The 12,558-nt window shown below is 66.6% G+C and carries 13 protein-coding genes and 1 riboswitch; of the genes, 11 read left to right on the plus strand and 2 right to left on the minus strand.

The window, feature by feature from the left end; all coding sequences use genetic code 11:
• Positions 1 to 4: 4 nt before the first annotated feature.
• Positions 5 to 217: riboswitch (cobalamin riboswitch) on the plus strand.
• 35 nt (positions 218 to 252) lie between these two features.
• The 4 genes from ACP15K_RS08770 to cobN all read left to right on the plus strand — a co-directional run bounded on the left by ACP15K_RS08770 (position 253) and on the right by cobN (position 6,314).
• Entirely contained in the window at positions 253 to 924 is a 672-nt protein-coding gene (locus ACP15K_RS08770; protein WP_193139976.1) for an energy-coupling factor ABC transporter permease, read from the plus strand.
• 76 nt (positions 925 to 1,000) lie between these two features.
• The gene (cobW, locus tag ACP15K_RS08775; RefSeq protein ID WP_193139978.1) at positions 1,001 to 2,068 is read left to right on the plus strand and encodes a cobalamin biosynthesis protein CobW; all 1,068 of its coding nucleotides are present in this window, start codon (positions 1,001 to 1,003) and stop codon (positions 2,066 to 2,068) included.
• Positions 2,065 to 2,517, plus strand: a complete 453-nt coding sequence (locus ACP15K_RS08780; protein ID WP_193139980.1) for a GNAT family N-acetyltransferase — start codon at positions 2,065 to 2,067, stop codon at positions 2,515 to 2,517. The genes cobW and ACP15K_RS08780 overlap by 4 nt, the downstream gene beginning before the upstream one ends.
• Before the next feature lie 83 nt (positions 2,518 to 2,600).
• Positions 2,601 to 6,314: a cobaltochelatase subunit CobN gene (cobN, locus tag ACP15K_RS08785; RefSeq protein WP_424990308.1), complete on the plus strand. Its 3,714-nt coding sequence runs from the start codon at positions 2,601 to 2,603 to the stop codon at positions 6,312 to 6,314.
• Here the strand turns inward: cobN and ACP15K_RS08790 are convergent.
• Together ACP15K_RS08790 and ACP15K_RS08795 are read right to left on the minus strand one after the other, a co-directional pair.
• Positions 6,311 to 7,429: an endonuclease/exonuclease/phosphatase family protein gene (locus ACP15K_RS08790; protein ID WP_193139984.1), complete on the minus strand. Its 1,119-nt coding sequence runs from the start codon at positions 7,427 to 7,429 to the stop codon at positions 6,311 to 6,313. The two genes, cobN and ACP15K_RS08790, sit on opposite strands and share 4 nt — an antisense overlap.
• A 64-nt stretch (positions 7,430 to 7,493) precedes the next feature.
• Entirely contained in the window at positions 7,494 to 7,838 is a 345-nt protein-coding gene (locus tag ACP15K_RS08795; RefSeq protein WP_193139986.1) for a hypothetical protein, read from the minus strand.
• Between the two features lie 107 nt (positions 7,839 to 7,945).
• Between ACP15K_RS08795 and ACP15K_RS08800 the strand changes: the two genes are divergently transcribed.
• The 7 genes from ACP15K_RS08800 to ACP15K_RS08830 all read left to right on the plus strand — a co-directional run bounded on the left by ACP15K_RS08800 (position 7,946) and on the right by ACP15K_RS08830 (position 12,470).
• Positions 7,946 to 9,160: a TsoY family (seleno)protein gene (locus ACP15K_RS08800; RefSeq protein ID WP_424990309.1), complete on the plus strand. Its 1,215-nt coding sequence runs from the start codon at positions 7,946 to 7,948 to the stop codon at positions 9,158 to 9,160.
• Between the two features lie 116 nt (positions 9,161 to 9,276).
• The gene (locus ACP15K_RS08805) at positions 9,277 to 9,648 is read left to right on the plus strand and encodes a CidA/LrgA family protein (RefSeq protein WP_193139991.1); all 372 of its coding nucleotides are present in this window, start codon (positions 9,277 to 9,279) and stop codon (positions 9,646 to 9,648) included.
• Positions 9,635 to 10,351 carry an LrgB family protein gene (locus ACP15K_RS08810; RefSeq protein ID WP_424990311.1) on the plus strand — a complete coding sequence of 239 codons (717 nt, stop codon included), beginning with the start codon at positions 9,635 to 9,637 and terminating at the stop codon, positions 10,349 to 10,351. The genes ACP15K_RS08805 and ACP15K_RS08810 overlap by 14 nt, the downstream gene beginning before the upstream one ends.
• Positions 10,352 to 10,445: 94 nt before the next feature.
• A complete protein-coding gene (cobO, locus tag ACP15K_RS08815; protein ID WP_424990312.1) occupies positions 10,446 to 11,069 on the plus strand; it encodes a cob(I)yrinic acid a,c-diamide adenosyltransferase in 624 nt (207 codons plus the stop codon).
• On the plus strand, positions 11,069 to 11,419 hold the full coding sequence (locus ACP15K_RS08820; RefSeq protein ID WP_193139997.1) for a Lin0512 family protein: 351 nt from the start codon (positions 11,069 to 11,071) through the stop codon (positions 11,417 to 11,419). Before cobO ends, ACP15K_RS08820 begins: the two co-directional genes overlap by 1 nt.
• Entirely contained in the window at positions 11,416 to 11,763 is a 348-nt protein-coding gene (locus ACP15K_RS08825) for a Lin0512 family protein (RefSeq protein ID WP_424990313.1), read from the plus strand. Before ACP15K_RS08820 ends, ACP15K_RS08825 begins: the two co-directional genes overlap by 4 nt.
• Entirely contained in the window at positions 11,760 to 12,470 is a 711-nt protein-coding gene (locus ACP15K_RS08830) for a hypothetical protein (protein WP_424990314.1), read from the plus strand. The genes ACP15K_RS08825 and ACP15K_RS08830 overlap by 4 nt, the downstream gene beginning before the upstream one ends.
• Positions 12,471 to 12,558: the final 88 nt, after the last annotated feature.

Consider the following 12,558-nt stretch of genomic DNA (forward strand, 5'->3'; position numbering starts at 1 on the left):
ATGCCGGACAAACGCCGGGTGTGGTTCCCTGACGGCGCAAAGCGCCAGGGGATCAAATGGGAATGTGGAACCGGCGACCCAATTGGGGCCGGCTGCCACAGCCGCCCCCGCGACTGTCAGCGGTGAGGGCGCGCCAAGGGCCACTGGGGCAACCCGGGAAGGCGGCGCCGCCCATCGACCCGCGAGCCAGGAGACCTGCCGCACGCAACAACAACCAAGCCGTCGGGTGGACGGTGAAGAGGGACAAGACATATGCATATCGAACCCGGAATCGTGAACGGCGCGAAGATCGCGCTCAGCTACGCAACCGCCGCCGGCGCCGCGGGCGTCACCGTGAAACTGGGCTGGGACGCCCTGCGCAGCGGTGGCCTGGCCTCGCTGGTGGCACGCTCGACCATGGCCACGGCGGCTGTTTTCTCGTTCTTCCAGCTGCTGCCGCATTTCCCGGTCGGCGTGTCGGAAGTGCACTTCATTCTGGGTTCGACCCTGTTCCTGCTGCTGGGGGCTGCACCTGCCGCGCTCGGACTGGCTCTGGGGCTGCTGCTGCAGGGGCTGTTCTTTGCCCCGCTCGACCTGCCGCAATACTTCATCAACGTGACCACGCTGCTGGTGCCGCTGTTTGCCCTGAAAGCCTTGGCCGCGCGCATCATCGCCCCCGGCACCGCCTATGTGGACCTGAAGTACAGCCAGGCGCTGGCGCTTTCGACTGCCTACCAGGGCGGCGTCGTGGCCTGGGTGGCGTTCTGGGCCTTCTACGGTCAGGGCTTCGGTGCCTTCGCTTCGGTGGCCAGCTTCGGCGCGGCCTACATGCTGGTCGTGGCAATCGAGCCGCTGGTCGATCTGGCCATTCTGGCCGGCGCGAAATCGCTGCGCGGTCTGGACCGGACCGGCCTGGTGACCCCGCGCCTCTACAACGCCGCCTGAAACAGGCACCATCGGTGACAGACCGGGCCGGGGCGACAGCTCCGGCCTTCTGCCTTCCGCACCAAGGAATTCCCCCATGCCCGCCAAGATCCCCGCAACCGTCGTCACCGGCTTTCTCGGTGCCGGAAAGACCACGCTCATCCGCCACATGCTGGCCCATGCCGAAGGCAAGCGCATCGCCCTGATCATCAATGAATTCGGCGACCTGGGTGTCGATGGCGACATCCTGAAAGGCTGCGGCGACGAGACCTGCCGCGAGGATGACATCATGGAACTGTCGAACGGCTGCATCTGCTGCACCGTGGCCGATGATTTCATCCCGACCATGGAAAAGCTGCTGGCCCGCGAAGACGCCCCCGACCACATCGTCATCGAAACCTCGGGCCTGGCGCTGCCGCAACCGTTGGTGCAGGCCTTCAACTGGCCCGAGATCCGCACCCGCGTCACCGTTGACGGGGTGGTCACCGTGGTCGATGGCAAGGCGGTCTCGGAAGGCCGGTTCGCCCATTCGGTGGCGGCCGTGGATGCCCAACGCAAGCTGGACGAGAACCTCGACCACGAAACCCCGCTGTCAGACCTGTTCGAAGACCAGATCGCCTGCGCCGACATGATCGTGGTGAACAAATCCGACCTGCTGGACGAGGCCGAGGCCGCAGCCCTGACCGGCAAGCTGAAAGCCGAGGCCCGCGCCGGGGTGCAGGTGATCCGCGCCGCCATGGGGGCGCTGCCCGTCGACGTGCTGCTGGGCCAGGGTGCGAGCGCCGAGGATGATCTGGACGCGCGCAGCGCGCCGCATCATCACCACCACGATCATGATGACGAGGATGATCACGACGATCACCACCATCACCACGACCACGACGACTTCGAAAGCTTCACCGTCACGCGCCCGGAAATCTCCGATGCCAAGGCGTTCGCCGAACAGGTGGCGCAGGTCATCCGCAGCCATGACATCCTGCGGCTGAAAGGCTTTGCCGCCGTGAGCGGCAAACCGCTGCGCCTGACCCTGCAAGCGGTGGGACCGCGCGTGGACAGCTATTTCGACCGCCCTTTCGGTGGTGAAGAGCCGCGTGAAACCCGCCTGGTGGTCATCGGCCAAAGCGGCCTTGACCGCGCCGCCATCGACGCGGCGCTGCGGGCATGACCCTGCGGGTCGTCCCCGGCACGCCGGAGGCGGCCCGTCCGTTGCTGCAAGCCAGCCACGCGCTGATGCAATCGCTGTTTCCAGCAGAGGCCAACCACTACCTGTCGCTGGACGCCCTGCGCGCGCCCGGCATCCATTTTTTCCTGGCCCAAGGCGAAACCGACACCCCGGTCGGCTGCGCCGCCCTCGCGCACTACCCCGGCTACGGCGAGGTAATATCCATGTTCGTGGCCGAAACCGCCCGCGGCACCGGCATCGGCGCAGCCCTGCTGGACGCGGTCGAGACCCGCGCCCGCGACCTTGGCCTGCCGCTCCTGCGGCTGGAGACCGGCTCGAAACTCCCTGCCGCCCACCGCCTCTATGCCCGCGCGGGCTTCCGCCCCTGTCCGCCATTTGGCGCCTATACCGACGGCCCTTACAACCTGTTCTTCGAAAAGCGCCTGGCTTGAGCCTTCTTCTTGGCCCAAATACTCCCGCCGGAGGCACCCGCCCCCGCCACGGGTGCCGCCTCCCGATCTGAAAGTCCCAGCCGATGCATCTGCTTGCCGCCACACCCGGAAATCTGGATGACGGGGTCGAACCCGTCGATCTGGGCCAGACCCCCGCCGATCTGGTGGTGCTCAGCGCCGCCGACACCGAACTGGCAGCCCTCAGCGCCGCGCGGGCGGAAAGCGCCGATGCCCCCTCCCTGCGGCTGGCCAACCTGATGCACCTGCGCCACCCAATGTCGGTGGATTTGCACATCCAGACCTGCGCCCGTCGGTCGAAACTGGTGGTGGCGCGGGTGCTGGGGGGGCTGGGCTACTGGCGCTATGGGCTGGAGCAATACGCCGCCCATCTGCACGAGGCCGGCGTCGCCTTCGCCGCCCTGCCCGGCGACGACAAGCCCGACGATGATCTGTGGCGCCTGTCCACGGTGCCCCGCGCCGATTGGGAGGCGCTCTGGTCCTATCTGGTCGAAGGCGGGCCCGCGAACGCGACCCATTTCCTGGACTACGCCCAGGCCATGATCGAAGACCGCGCGGATCGCCCCGAAGCGGCGAAACCCCTGCTGCGCGCCGGGGTCTATTGGCCCGGCGCCGGCATCTCGGACCTGGACACAGCCCGCAATACCTGGACCGAGGGCGCGCCGGTGGTGCCGGTGATCTTCTATCGGGCGCTGGTACAGGGGGCCGGGCTGCATCCGATCAACCGGCTGATCCGGTCGCTGGCGCGACGTGGACTGAACCCGCTACCGATCTTCGTCGCCTCGCTGAAGGATCCGGTCAGCGTCGCGACGCTGGAGCAATTGTTCCACGCCGCCCCGCCCGACGTGATCCTGAACGGCACGGCCTTCGCTGTGGGCAGCCCGCACACGGGAGAGGCCGCCTCGGGGGGATCGAACCCCCTCGCCGGCCCCGCCGCGCAGGGCGCGCCGGTGTTCCAGGTGGTGCTGTCCAGCGCCAGCGAGGACAGCTGGGAACAGGGGCTTGCCGGGCTGGGAGCGCGCGACATCGCCATGAACGTGGCCCTGCCGGAAGTGGACGGGCGGGTGCTGACGCGCGCCATCAGCTTCAAGGGCGAAGCGTTTTTCGACGACGCCACCGAATGCCCCATCGCCACCTATCGCGCGCGCGGCGACCGGGTGGAATTCGTGGCCGATCTGGCCGCCAACTGGGCGCGGCTGCGCAACACGCCCCCCGCCGACCGGCAGGTGGCGCTGGTGCTCGCCAACTATCCCAACAAGGACGGACGGCTGGCCAATGGCGTCGGGCTGGACACCCCTGCGGCCACGGTGCACGCCCTGCGCCTGCTCGCCAAGGCGGGCTATGACGTGCAGGACGCACCCGGCGATTCCAACGCCCTGATGCAGGCCATCCTGAAGGGGCCGACCAATTGGCTGGCCGACCGCGCTGCACGGCACGGTGGCGAACGGCTGTCGCTGGACGCCTATCGTACCGCCTATGACGTCCTGCCGCTGGCCGTGCGGCAACGGATCGAGGAGCGTTGGGGCGCCCCCGAGACCGATCCGTTTATGGGCCCCGACGGCTTTGCCCTGTCGATTCTGCGGTTCGGCAAGGTGACCGTCGGCATCCAACCCGCGCGCGGATATAACATCGACCCGGAAGAGACCTATCACAGTCCCGACCTTGTGCCGCCGCACAACTACCTGGCGTTCTACTTCTGGCTGCGGCAGCACCAGGGTGCGCAGGCCATCGTCCATATGGGCAAGCATGGCAACCTAGAGTGGCTGCCGGGCAAGGCTCTGGCCCTGTCCGAGGACTGTCTGCCCGAGGCGGTGCTGGGACCGATGCCGCATATCTACCCATTCATCGTCAACGATCCCGGCGAGGGCACGCAAGCCAAGCGGCGCGCGCAAGCGGTGATCATCGATCACCTGACACCCCCGCTGACGCGCGCCGAAAGCTATGGCCCCCTGCGCGATCTGGAAGCGCTGGTGGACGAATACTACGAAGCGGCAGGTGTCGATCCGCGCCGCATCGACCACCTGCGCCGCGAGATCGTCTCGTTGTGTTCCGCCACCGGGCTTGGACAGGACGCGGGTATGACCGGCGAGGATGAAGATCGCGATCTGGCCAAGCTGGACGCCTGGCTGTGCGAGTTGAAAGAGGCGCAGATTCGCGACGGGCTGCACATCTTTGGAAAGGCCCCGGAGGGACGGCTGCACCGCGACCTGGTGCAGGCCTTGCTGCGCCTGCCGCGCGGCGATGGTGCCGGGAAGAACGCATCTCTGCCGCGCGCGCTGGCGGGGGATTTCGGCATGGATTTCGATCCGCTGGATTGCGACATGGCCGCGCCCTGGGACGGGCCGCGCCCCGCCGCGCTGGCCGACCTGGACGGCGCACGCTGGCGCAGCCATGGCGACACGGTGGAACGGCTGGAGTTGTTCTCGGCGGCCTTGCTGAACGGAACAGCCCAAGCCCCCGGCCCCGCCAGCGCTGCGGTTCTGGCCGAGGCGCATGAACAGGTCGCGCCCATGGTGTCAGCCTGCGGCCCGGCGGAGGGGACGGGGCTCCTCACCGCCCTGGATGGGCACTTCGTCGCCCCGGGCGCGTCGGGTGCGCCGACGCGCGGGCGGCTGGACGTGTTGCCCACGGGGCGGAATTTCTTCTCTGTGGACAGCCGCGCGGTCCCCACCCCCACTGCCTGGGCGCTGGGGTGGAAATCGGCCAACCTGTTGATCGAAAGGCATTTACAGGATCACGGCGACTGGCCGCGCAGCCTGCTGCTGACCGCCTGGGGCACCGCCAACATGCGCACCGGGGGCGATGACATCGCCCAGGCGCTGGCCCTGATGGGCGTCAAGCCGCGCTGGGACAGTGCCAACCGCCGCGTCACCGGCTTCGAGATCATCCCGCACACCGCGCTGGGGCGGCCGCGCGTGGATGTGACCCTGCGGGTGTCGGGCTTTTTCCGGGATGCCTTCCCGCAGCAGATCGACCTTGTGGACAGCGCCGCCCGCGCGGTCATGGCGCTGGACGAACCCGACGACATCAACCCCGCCGCTGTCCGCGCCCGCACGGAAGGCCCCGGGTCCGAGTTCCGGGTCTTCGGCGCCAAGCCCGGGGCCTATGGGGCCGGGCTGCAGGCGATGATCGACGAACGGCTGTGGAAGGATCCCGTCGATCTGGCCGAAGCCTATCTGACCTGGGGATCCTACGCCTATGGCAAGGGTGCCGAGGGCACCCCCGCCCGCGCCGCGCTTGAAACCCGCCTCGGCCAGACCGAGGCCATCGTGCAGAACCAGGACAACCGCGAACACGACTTGCTGGACAGCGACGACTACTACCAGTTCGAAGGCGGCGCGGCGGCGGCGGTGGCGCATCTGCAAGGGGTGCAAAGGCCGATCTATCACAACGATCATTCCCGCCCCGAACGCCCCGTCATCCGCACGCTGGACGAGGAAATCGCCCGCGTCGTGCGCTCACGCGTGGTCAATCCCAAGTGGATCGAGGGGGTGAAGCGGCACGGCTACAAGGGGGCCTTCGAGATTGCCGCGACGGTGGACTACATGTTCGCCTTTGCCGCCACCACCGGCGCGGTGAAGGGCCATCACTTTGACGCTGTCGAGGCCGCCTTCCTGGAAGATGACGCCACCCGCAGTTTCATCGGGGATCACAACGCCCCGGCCCTGCGCGAGATTGCCGACCGCTTGCAGGAGGCCATCGACCGGGGCCTCTGGGTGCCGCGGTCAAACTCGGCGCGCGCACGGATCGAGGCGTTGCGCGGCGGCGCGGCGGGCTAGCCCGCCAGCGCGTCACGCTTGTCCTTCAGGAACCTGTCGGCCTGATCGGTGACCAGCGACACCCAGATCGGAAAGTGATCGGACAACTGATTCTTGCGCCACGGATGGCGGAAATAGCGCGCCAGTGCCGCGTCATCCCCGGCCAGATCGCGCGACCCGCCGTATTGCGCGAGCATCGTCGGGCGATAGGCGCGCAGGTCGCCCTCGCGGTAGACGGCATCGAACGGGTCCAGCACGTCGCCGCGTTCCAGCCCGTCGCTGGCCTCTTCCATCTGGAAGTAGGTGTTATGGGTGAAGAACATGCGATCGTATGCCTGCGAGCGCGACACGTTGGTCCGCTTGCCCTGCAACCCCGAACACTCGCGATAGCCCGCGTCGGCCAGCGCCTGCAGCGCGGCCTGATCGTCGTCTTCATAGAGGTTCCAGTCACCCACGAGGATCAGGTTGTCGGACCAGACCTCGCGCCGCTTGGCCTTCAGGGCTTTCAGCAGCAGCCGGATTTCCTCGCCGCGCAGGGCAACGTCGTCGGCATCATCGCCGGGATGCAGATGCAGGTTGACCATGGCGAATTCCTTCCAGCCGGCGCGGAACCCGGTGACATAGGGCGCGCGTTTCAACTGGCGCAGACCCAGCGGACTGTCGCGGGTGATCTCGTCCCACAGGGAAATTTCGCCCGCCAGCCCGGACAGCTGCACCCGTCCGGCGTTGAAGATATAGGCCGACCGCTCGCTGTTGCCGCTGGTGCCATCGGTGATGTCATTGACCAGATAGCGCCAGCCCGGCCCCAGCAGGCGCATCACCAGATGCAGGTCGGTCAGCGTCGACTTCACCTCCTGCACGGCGATCAGGTCAAAGGCGCCGAGGATTTCGGCAATGTAGAAATAGGCTTCCGGCAGGCGTTGGGTCGTGTGGCCGAATTCCTTGATGTTCCAGCTGGCGACCAGCAGGTTGCCTTCGGTCTTGCGCGGCGCCACCGTTGCATTCAACACCGCGCGCAGGCGCAGCAGCCCGTCGATGCAGCGGGCCCGTTCGGGAACGGTCATGCGCGGAAACACCCGTTCATAGTCGCGGTCGACGAAATCCGCGTCCGGGCGCAGGTCGTGATAGGACGGCATGGGCCTCTCCCCCGTGGCAACAGCTTAGGGGCGAGTCTAGCACGGTCCCGCCGCGAGGGGCTGGTTATTGCCGATCATCGAAGGTCCACACCGGGAGCAATCGAGCCGAGGGTGCCGCCGGACAGGCCAGCATCGCTTCGGCCAGCACCGCATCGCCATAAAGCGTGCCATCGCGCACCTTGCAGCCCGAGGCCTGTTCCATCGCCAGTTTCGACAGGGCCAGCATGTCGGATCGCGCAGCCACCGCCGGGTTGGCCCGGACAACTTCGGCACGCTGGTCGGTGTGGCGCACCACGAAGTCATGACCACCAATCGCAAGCCGCGTGGTGTCGGCCCCCATCATCGGAAGACTGGCGCTGGTGCAGCCATAGGCAAAATAGCTGACGACAAGAAGAAGAACCCGGTACATGCGCACAGCTTTGACCGATGCGGGTTAAGTGCGGGTGAAGGGGGGCTTGCAATCCATGCCGGAATCGCTATTCATATTCTTAAATACGAATATGAAAGGAACGACTCATGACCTCCCGTATCGCTCCGGCCGCCGCACAGGCCTATTCCCCGCTTTACTTCCTTGCCTCCGTGGGGGCCGGCGGCCTGACCGTCACCTTCTTCATGTGGCTGATGTTCTGGGTGCCGCATCCCGGCAAGCCGGTGCCCGTCTTCGAAGACATCATGGCCGCCTTTGCCACCGGCAGCACGGCCATGCAGGGGATGATCATCCTCGCCATGGCCGGGATCGCCGTCTTTTTCTTCCTCAACATCAAGGCGCTGGTCTGGAACCTGAGCCACCTGCGCGGCTTTGTCCGGGCCGAGGGATTCGCGGCCTTCCGGGCCTCGAACGCCGAAACCCAGATGATGGCGATGCCGCTGGCGCTGGCCATGGCGGTCAACGGTGCCTTCATCGCCGGGCTGGTCTTCGTGCCCGGATTGTGGACGATCACCGAATACCTGTTCCCGCTGGCGATGATCGCCTTCCTGGCCATCGGCTGGATGGCCTTCCGGCATCTGGGGGCCTTCCTCGGCCGGGTGATCGGCAAGGGCGGGTTTGAACACGGCGCCAACAACTCGTTCGCGCAGAAACTGCCCGCCTTCGCACTGGCGATGGTCGGCGTCGGCATGTCCGCGCCTGCCGCCATGTCGACCAATCCGCTGACCGTGGGTGTCAGTGTCGTCCTGTCGACCTTCTTCCTGGTGTCCGCCGGCGTCATCGCGGTGATCGCGCTGGTTATGGGCATTCACGCGATGATGGAGAAAGGCGTCGCCCCCGAGGCCGCCCCCACGCTGATGATCATCATTCCGATCCTGACGGTGCTGGGCATCCTGATGCTGCGGCAGGATCACGGGCTGCACACCACCTTCGAGGTTCATGGCAGCGCCGGAGAAACCCTGGTGATGCTGTCGCGCATCCTGTCGGTGCAGGTTCTGTTCGCCATCTTCGGCTTGTTCGTACTGGCGCGCATCGGCTACTGGTCGCGGTTCGTCGTCGGTCGGGCGACCTCGGCGGGCGCCTATGCGCTGGTCTGCCCCGGTGTCGGCCTGTCGGTCATGATGCACTTCTGGCTGAACAAGGGGCTGGTGGCCGCCGGTCTGGTGACCAAGTTCGGCACGGCCTACTGGGCGATCTCGGGTCTTGCCGTGGGCGTGCAACTGGCGATGGTGGCGCTGGTCTTCTACCTGAACCGCCGTCACTTCCGGGCCAGCCCGATGCCGCTGGCCCAACCTGCCGAATAAAGAACCCTGACACGCAGGTCCCCGTGGGCCCGCAGCCTTCCCCGGCTGCGGGCCTTCGCTTGTGTTCCGGGCCACGGTCCTTAGTCTGGCGGGACGCTCTTTCAACAGGTTTCCCGATGATACACGCCCTGGCCATCCTCCTGTCCTGCCAACTGGCCGGCGAAGTCGCGGCGGGGGCGCTTGGCCTGCCGGTGCCCGGTCCGGTCCTGGGAATGATCTTCCTGACGATCCTGCTGTTGACCGTCCCTCAGGTTGGCAAGATCGTGCAGGATCTGGCGCAGGGGCTGCTGAACCACCTGTCGCTGCTGTTCGTGCCCGCCGGCGTCGGGGTCGTCGCGCATCTGGACCGCCTGGGTCCGGACGGCCCGGCCTTGCTGGCGGCGCTGGTGGTGTCGACCGTGGCCGGGCTGAGCGCCGGGGCGCTGGCCTTTGCGGGCATGCTGAAACTGCTGCGCAACACCGACGAGGCGCCCCGTGCCGGTAACTGACATCTGGATCTACCTGCTGGAAGGGCCGCTGGTCTGGCTGACCCTGACCATCCTCGCCTATCTGGTGGGCGACGCATTGTTCAAGGCCTCGGGCGGCAAGACCACCGTCAACCCTGTGCTGATCGCAATCATCCTGCTGTCGGGGCTGCTGCTGGCCACGGACACGCCTTATGGCACCTATTTCGAAGGCGCGCAGTTCGTGCATTTCCTGCTCGGGCCGGCCACGGTCTCGCTGGCGTTGCCGCTGTACTGGAACCGCCATCTCATCCTGCGCACCGCCCTGCCGATGGTCGCCGCCCTTCTGGCGGGATCGCTGGTATCGATGCTGACGGCACTTGGGGTTGGTTGGCTGCTGGGCCTGCAGGGGGTCTCGTTGCTGTCGCTGGGACCGAAGGCCGCCACCAGCCCCATCGCCATCGGCGTGGCCGAAAAGATCGGCGCCGCACCCTCGTTGACCGCGGCACTGGTGATCCTGACCGGCATTCTGGGCGCGGTCATCGTCACGCCACTTTTTAATGCGCTTGGGGTGAAGGATTATCGCGCGCGCGGGTTTGCCACCGGCGTCTCTGCCAGCGGCATCGGCACCGCGCGGGCGCTGCAGGTCCACCCCACCGCCGGGGCCTTCGCCGGGATCGGCATGGGCATGAACGCCGTGTTCACCGCGCTGGCCGCACCCTATATCATCGGCTGGCTGTTTGCCTGACCCGCTGCGCAACAACGGTGGTGGACGCCACCGCAGGCGCGGGTATTCTGCCCCGCGACACCCGGCTTGCCCAACACCCTGACCCGAGGATCCCATGACCGATACGCCCCCGAAGGACGATCTGGCCCGCCACGCCGCCAAGATGGCCAAGAAGAAGGCTGCCCGTGACAAGATCATGGCCACCAAGTCGGACCAGAAGGGGCTGATCATCGTCCACACCGGCAAGGGCAAGGGCAAAAGCTCGGCCGCCTTCGGGATGATCTTCCGCTGCATCGCCCACCAGATGCCCTGCGCCGTGGTGCAGTTCATCAAGGGCGGCATGTCCACCGGCGAGCGGGACCTGATCCTGTCGAAGTTCCAGGACATCTGCCAGTTCCACACCATGGGCGAGGGCTTCACCTGGGAAACCCAGGACAAGGCCCGCGACATGGAAATGGCGCAAGCCGCCTGGGAAAAGGCCAAGGAGCTGATCCGCGATCCGGCCAACAAGATGGTGCTGCTGGACGAGATCAACATCGCCCTGCGCTATGACTATCTGGATGTCGAGGAAGTCGTGACCTTCCTCCAATCCGAAAAGCCCGAGATGACCCATGTGGTCCTGACCGGCCGCAACGCCAAGGAGCCGCTGATCGAGGCCGCCGATCTGGTCACCGAGATGGAACTGGTCAAGCACCCGTTCCGCGCCGGGATCAAGGCGCAGATCGGAGTGGAATACTGATGCCCCGACAACGCTTGCTGACCGAATACGGCATGGGAACCTCGCTGCGCCGTCAGGACTATACCGAGGCCGCCGTCCGCGCCCTGCGCAATGCGCTGTGGCACAATTCGATCAACCTGGCCGAGCTTCTGGGCCGCCCCAAGGATGACATGCTGATCGACGTGGAGATCGGCGTGCAAGCGCCCGAGGCGGTGGACAAGACCGCGCTGATGGCCGTGTTTCCCTATGGCCAGCCGACCGTGACGGTCACGCTGGGCGGGCTGGACATTCCGCGCAACGATGGCGGCAAACCCACCGTTATCGCCAATGCGGCCATTTCCGTTTCCTTTGACATGGCAGACAACGCATGACCGACCAGCGCGTGATCATCAAGATGGGCATGGGCGTCGGCGAAAGCATCGACGCGGCCGTGGCCCACGGCCTTCTGGATGCCGAAAGCCACTCCACCCTGCATTTCCTGGACAAGCTGCCCGAGGCGCGGCACCGCGCGCGCATCAAGGTTTCGCTGGGTGTCAGCGATCCTGCGCAAGTCGATGCAACGGCGGTTGCTGCGCAGTTCTCGCCGGTATCCACCCAGGTCGTCGTGGCCGAAGGCGGGCTGACCAGCACCGATCCAGACACCGGCAGCACCGTTCAGGTTGCGGCTGTCGCGGTCGAGGTTTTCCTGCCTCTCATGGTTCCCACCTCCCGGTGAGGCGCATCTCGGCCTTTGCGGCAGGGCTGGCCCTTGCCGCCTGCCCCGCTGCGGCAGAGCGTTGGACGGGCCGTATCGCGACCTACTACTGGAAGACCGGTTTGGCGCTGGACAGCACCCTGCAAGGCGCGCCGGTCGAGGACTACGAAGGCCCGTTCTCGGAAATCGGCTGGTACGCCCTGCCCCTGGTGGGCGAGCTGCGCAAGGGCCGTCACAGCCTTTGGGCTGAATACATCGGCGTCAGCATCTCGGACCAGGCCGGTCCCTATTTCGGCATTCTGGATCCGGACATGCGCCTCTATGGCAACATGGCCGCGCTGTCCTACGGCTATGCGTTTCACGACAGCCTGTCCATGAGGGCCGAGCTTGTTGCCGGTGCCCGGTACTGGAACGTCAATTTCGACATTGAACTTGGGTCGGCGGGGCAAGTGCGGACTTCAGAGCGCGACACGGTGCCCTTTGTCGGGGTCTACGGCGAAGCGGCGCTGTCCGATCGCTGGCAACTCGCCGGTACACTCACGGCCGGCGGCTACAGCGCGGGCGTGATCGAAACCCAGTTCGATCTGCGCGTTGACGCCCGCTACCGACTGCGCGGCGGGGTCTGGGCAACAGCAGGCTATCGCCACCTGCAAGTGGGGTTCGACGACCCCGAGCTGTCGGAACTGCGCATCTTCGGTCCCACTCTCGGACTGGAATGGCATTTCTAGGCGCACCCGCAGTCGGGCCCCAACCGGGGCGCGACTGCCCGGCCCAACGCCGGGCAAGGGCATGGCCCGCCGCCGCGGGGGCGGGAGC

Origin of the sequence: Fluviibacterium sp. S390 (genome assembly GCF_049800695.1) — a bacterium.
Taxonomy (GTDB): Bacteria; Pseudomonadota; Alphaproteobacteria; order Rhodobacterales; family Rhodobacteraceae; genus Meridianimarinicoccus.

Excerpts from the sequence above, each read along its gene's own strand:
- ACP15K_RS08800 (WP_424990309.1), top strand. The coding sequence starts at position 7,946 with ATGACCTCCCGTATCGCTCCGGCCGCCGCACAGGCCTATTCCCCGCTT.
- cobO (WP_424990312.1), top strand. The coding sequence starts at position 10,446 with ATGACCGATACGCCCCCGAAGGACGATCTGGCCCGCCACGCCGCCAAG.
- ACP15K_RS08825 (WP_424990313.1), top strand. The coding sequence starts at position 11,416 with ATGACCGACCAGCGCGTGATCATCAAGATGGGCATGGGCGTCGGCGAA.
- ACP15K_RS08790 (WP_193139984.1), bottom strand. The coding sequence starts at position 7,429 with ATGCCGTCCTATCACGACCTGCGCCCGGACGCGGATTTCGTCGACCGC.
- cobW (WP_193139978.1), top strand. The coding sequence starts at position 1,001 with ATGCCCGCCAAGATCCCCGCAACCGTCGTCACCGGCTTTCTCGGTGCC.
- ACP15K_RS08805 (WP_193139991.1), top strand. The coding sequence starts at position 9,277 with ATGATACACGCCCTGGCCATCCTCCTGTCCTGCCAACTGGCCGGCGAA.
- ACP15K_RS08780 (WP_193139980.1), top strand. The coding sequence starts at position 2,065 with ATGACCCTGCGGGTCGTCCCCGGCACGCCGGAGGCGGCCCGTCCGTTG.
- cobN (WP_424990308.1), top strand. The coding sequence starts at position 2,601 with ATGCATCTGCTTGCCGCCACACCCGGAAATCTGGATGACGGGGTCGAA.
- ACP15K_RS08795 (WP_193139986.1), bottom strand. The coding sequence starts at position 7,838 with ATGTACCGGGTTCTTCTTCTTGTCGTCAGCTATTTTGCCTATGGCTGC.
- ACP15K_RS08770 (WP_193139976.1), top strand. The coding sequence starts at position 253 with ATGCATATCGAACCCGGAATCGTGAACGGCGCGAAGATCGCGCTCAGC.
- ACP15K_RS08820 (WP_193139997.1), top strand. The coding sequence starts at position 11,069 with ATGCCCCGACAACGCTTGCTGACCGAATACGGCATGGGAACCTCGCTG.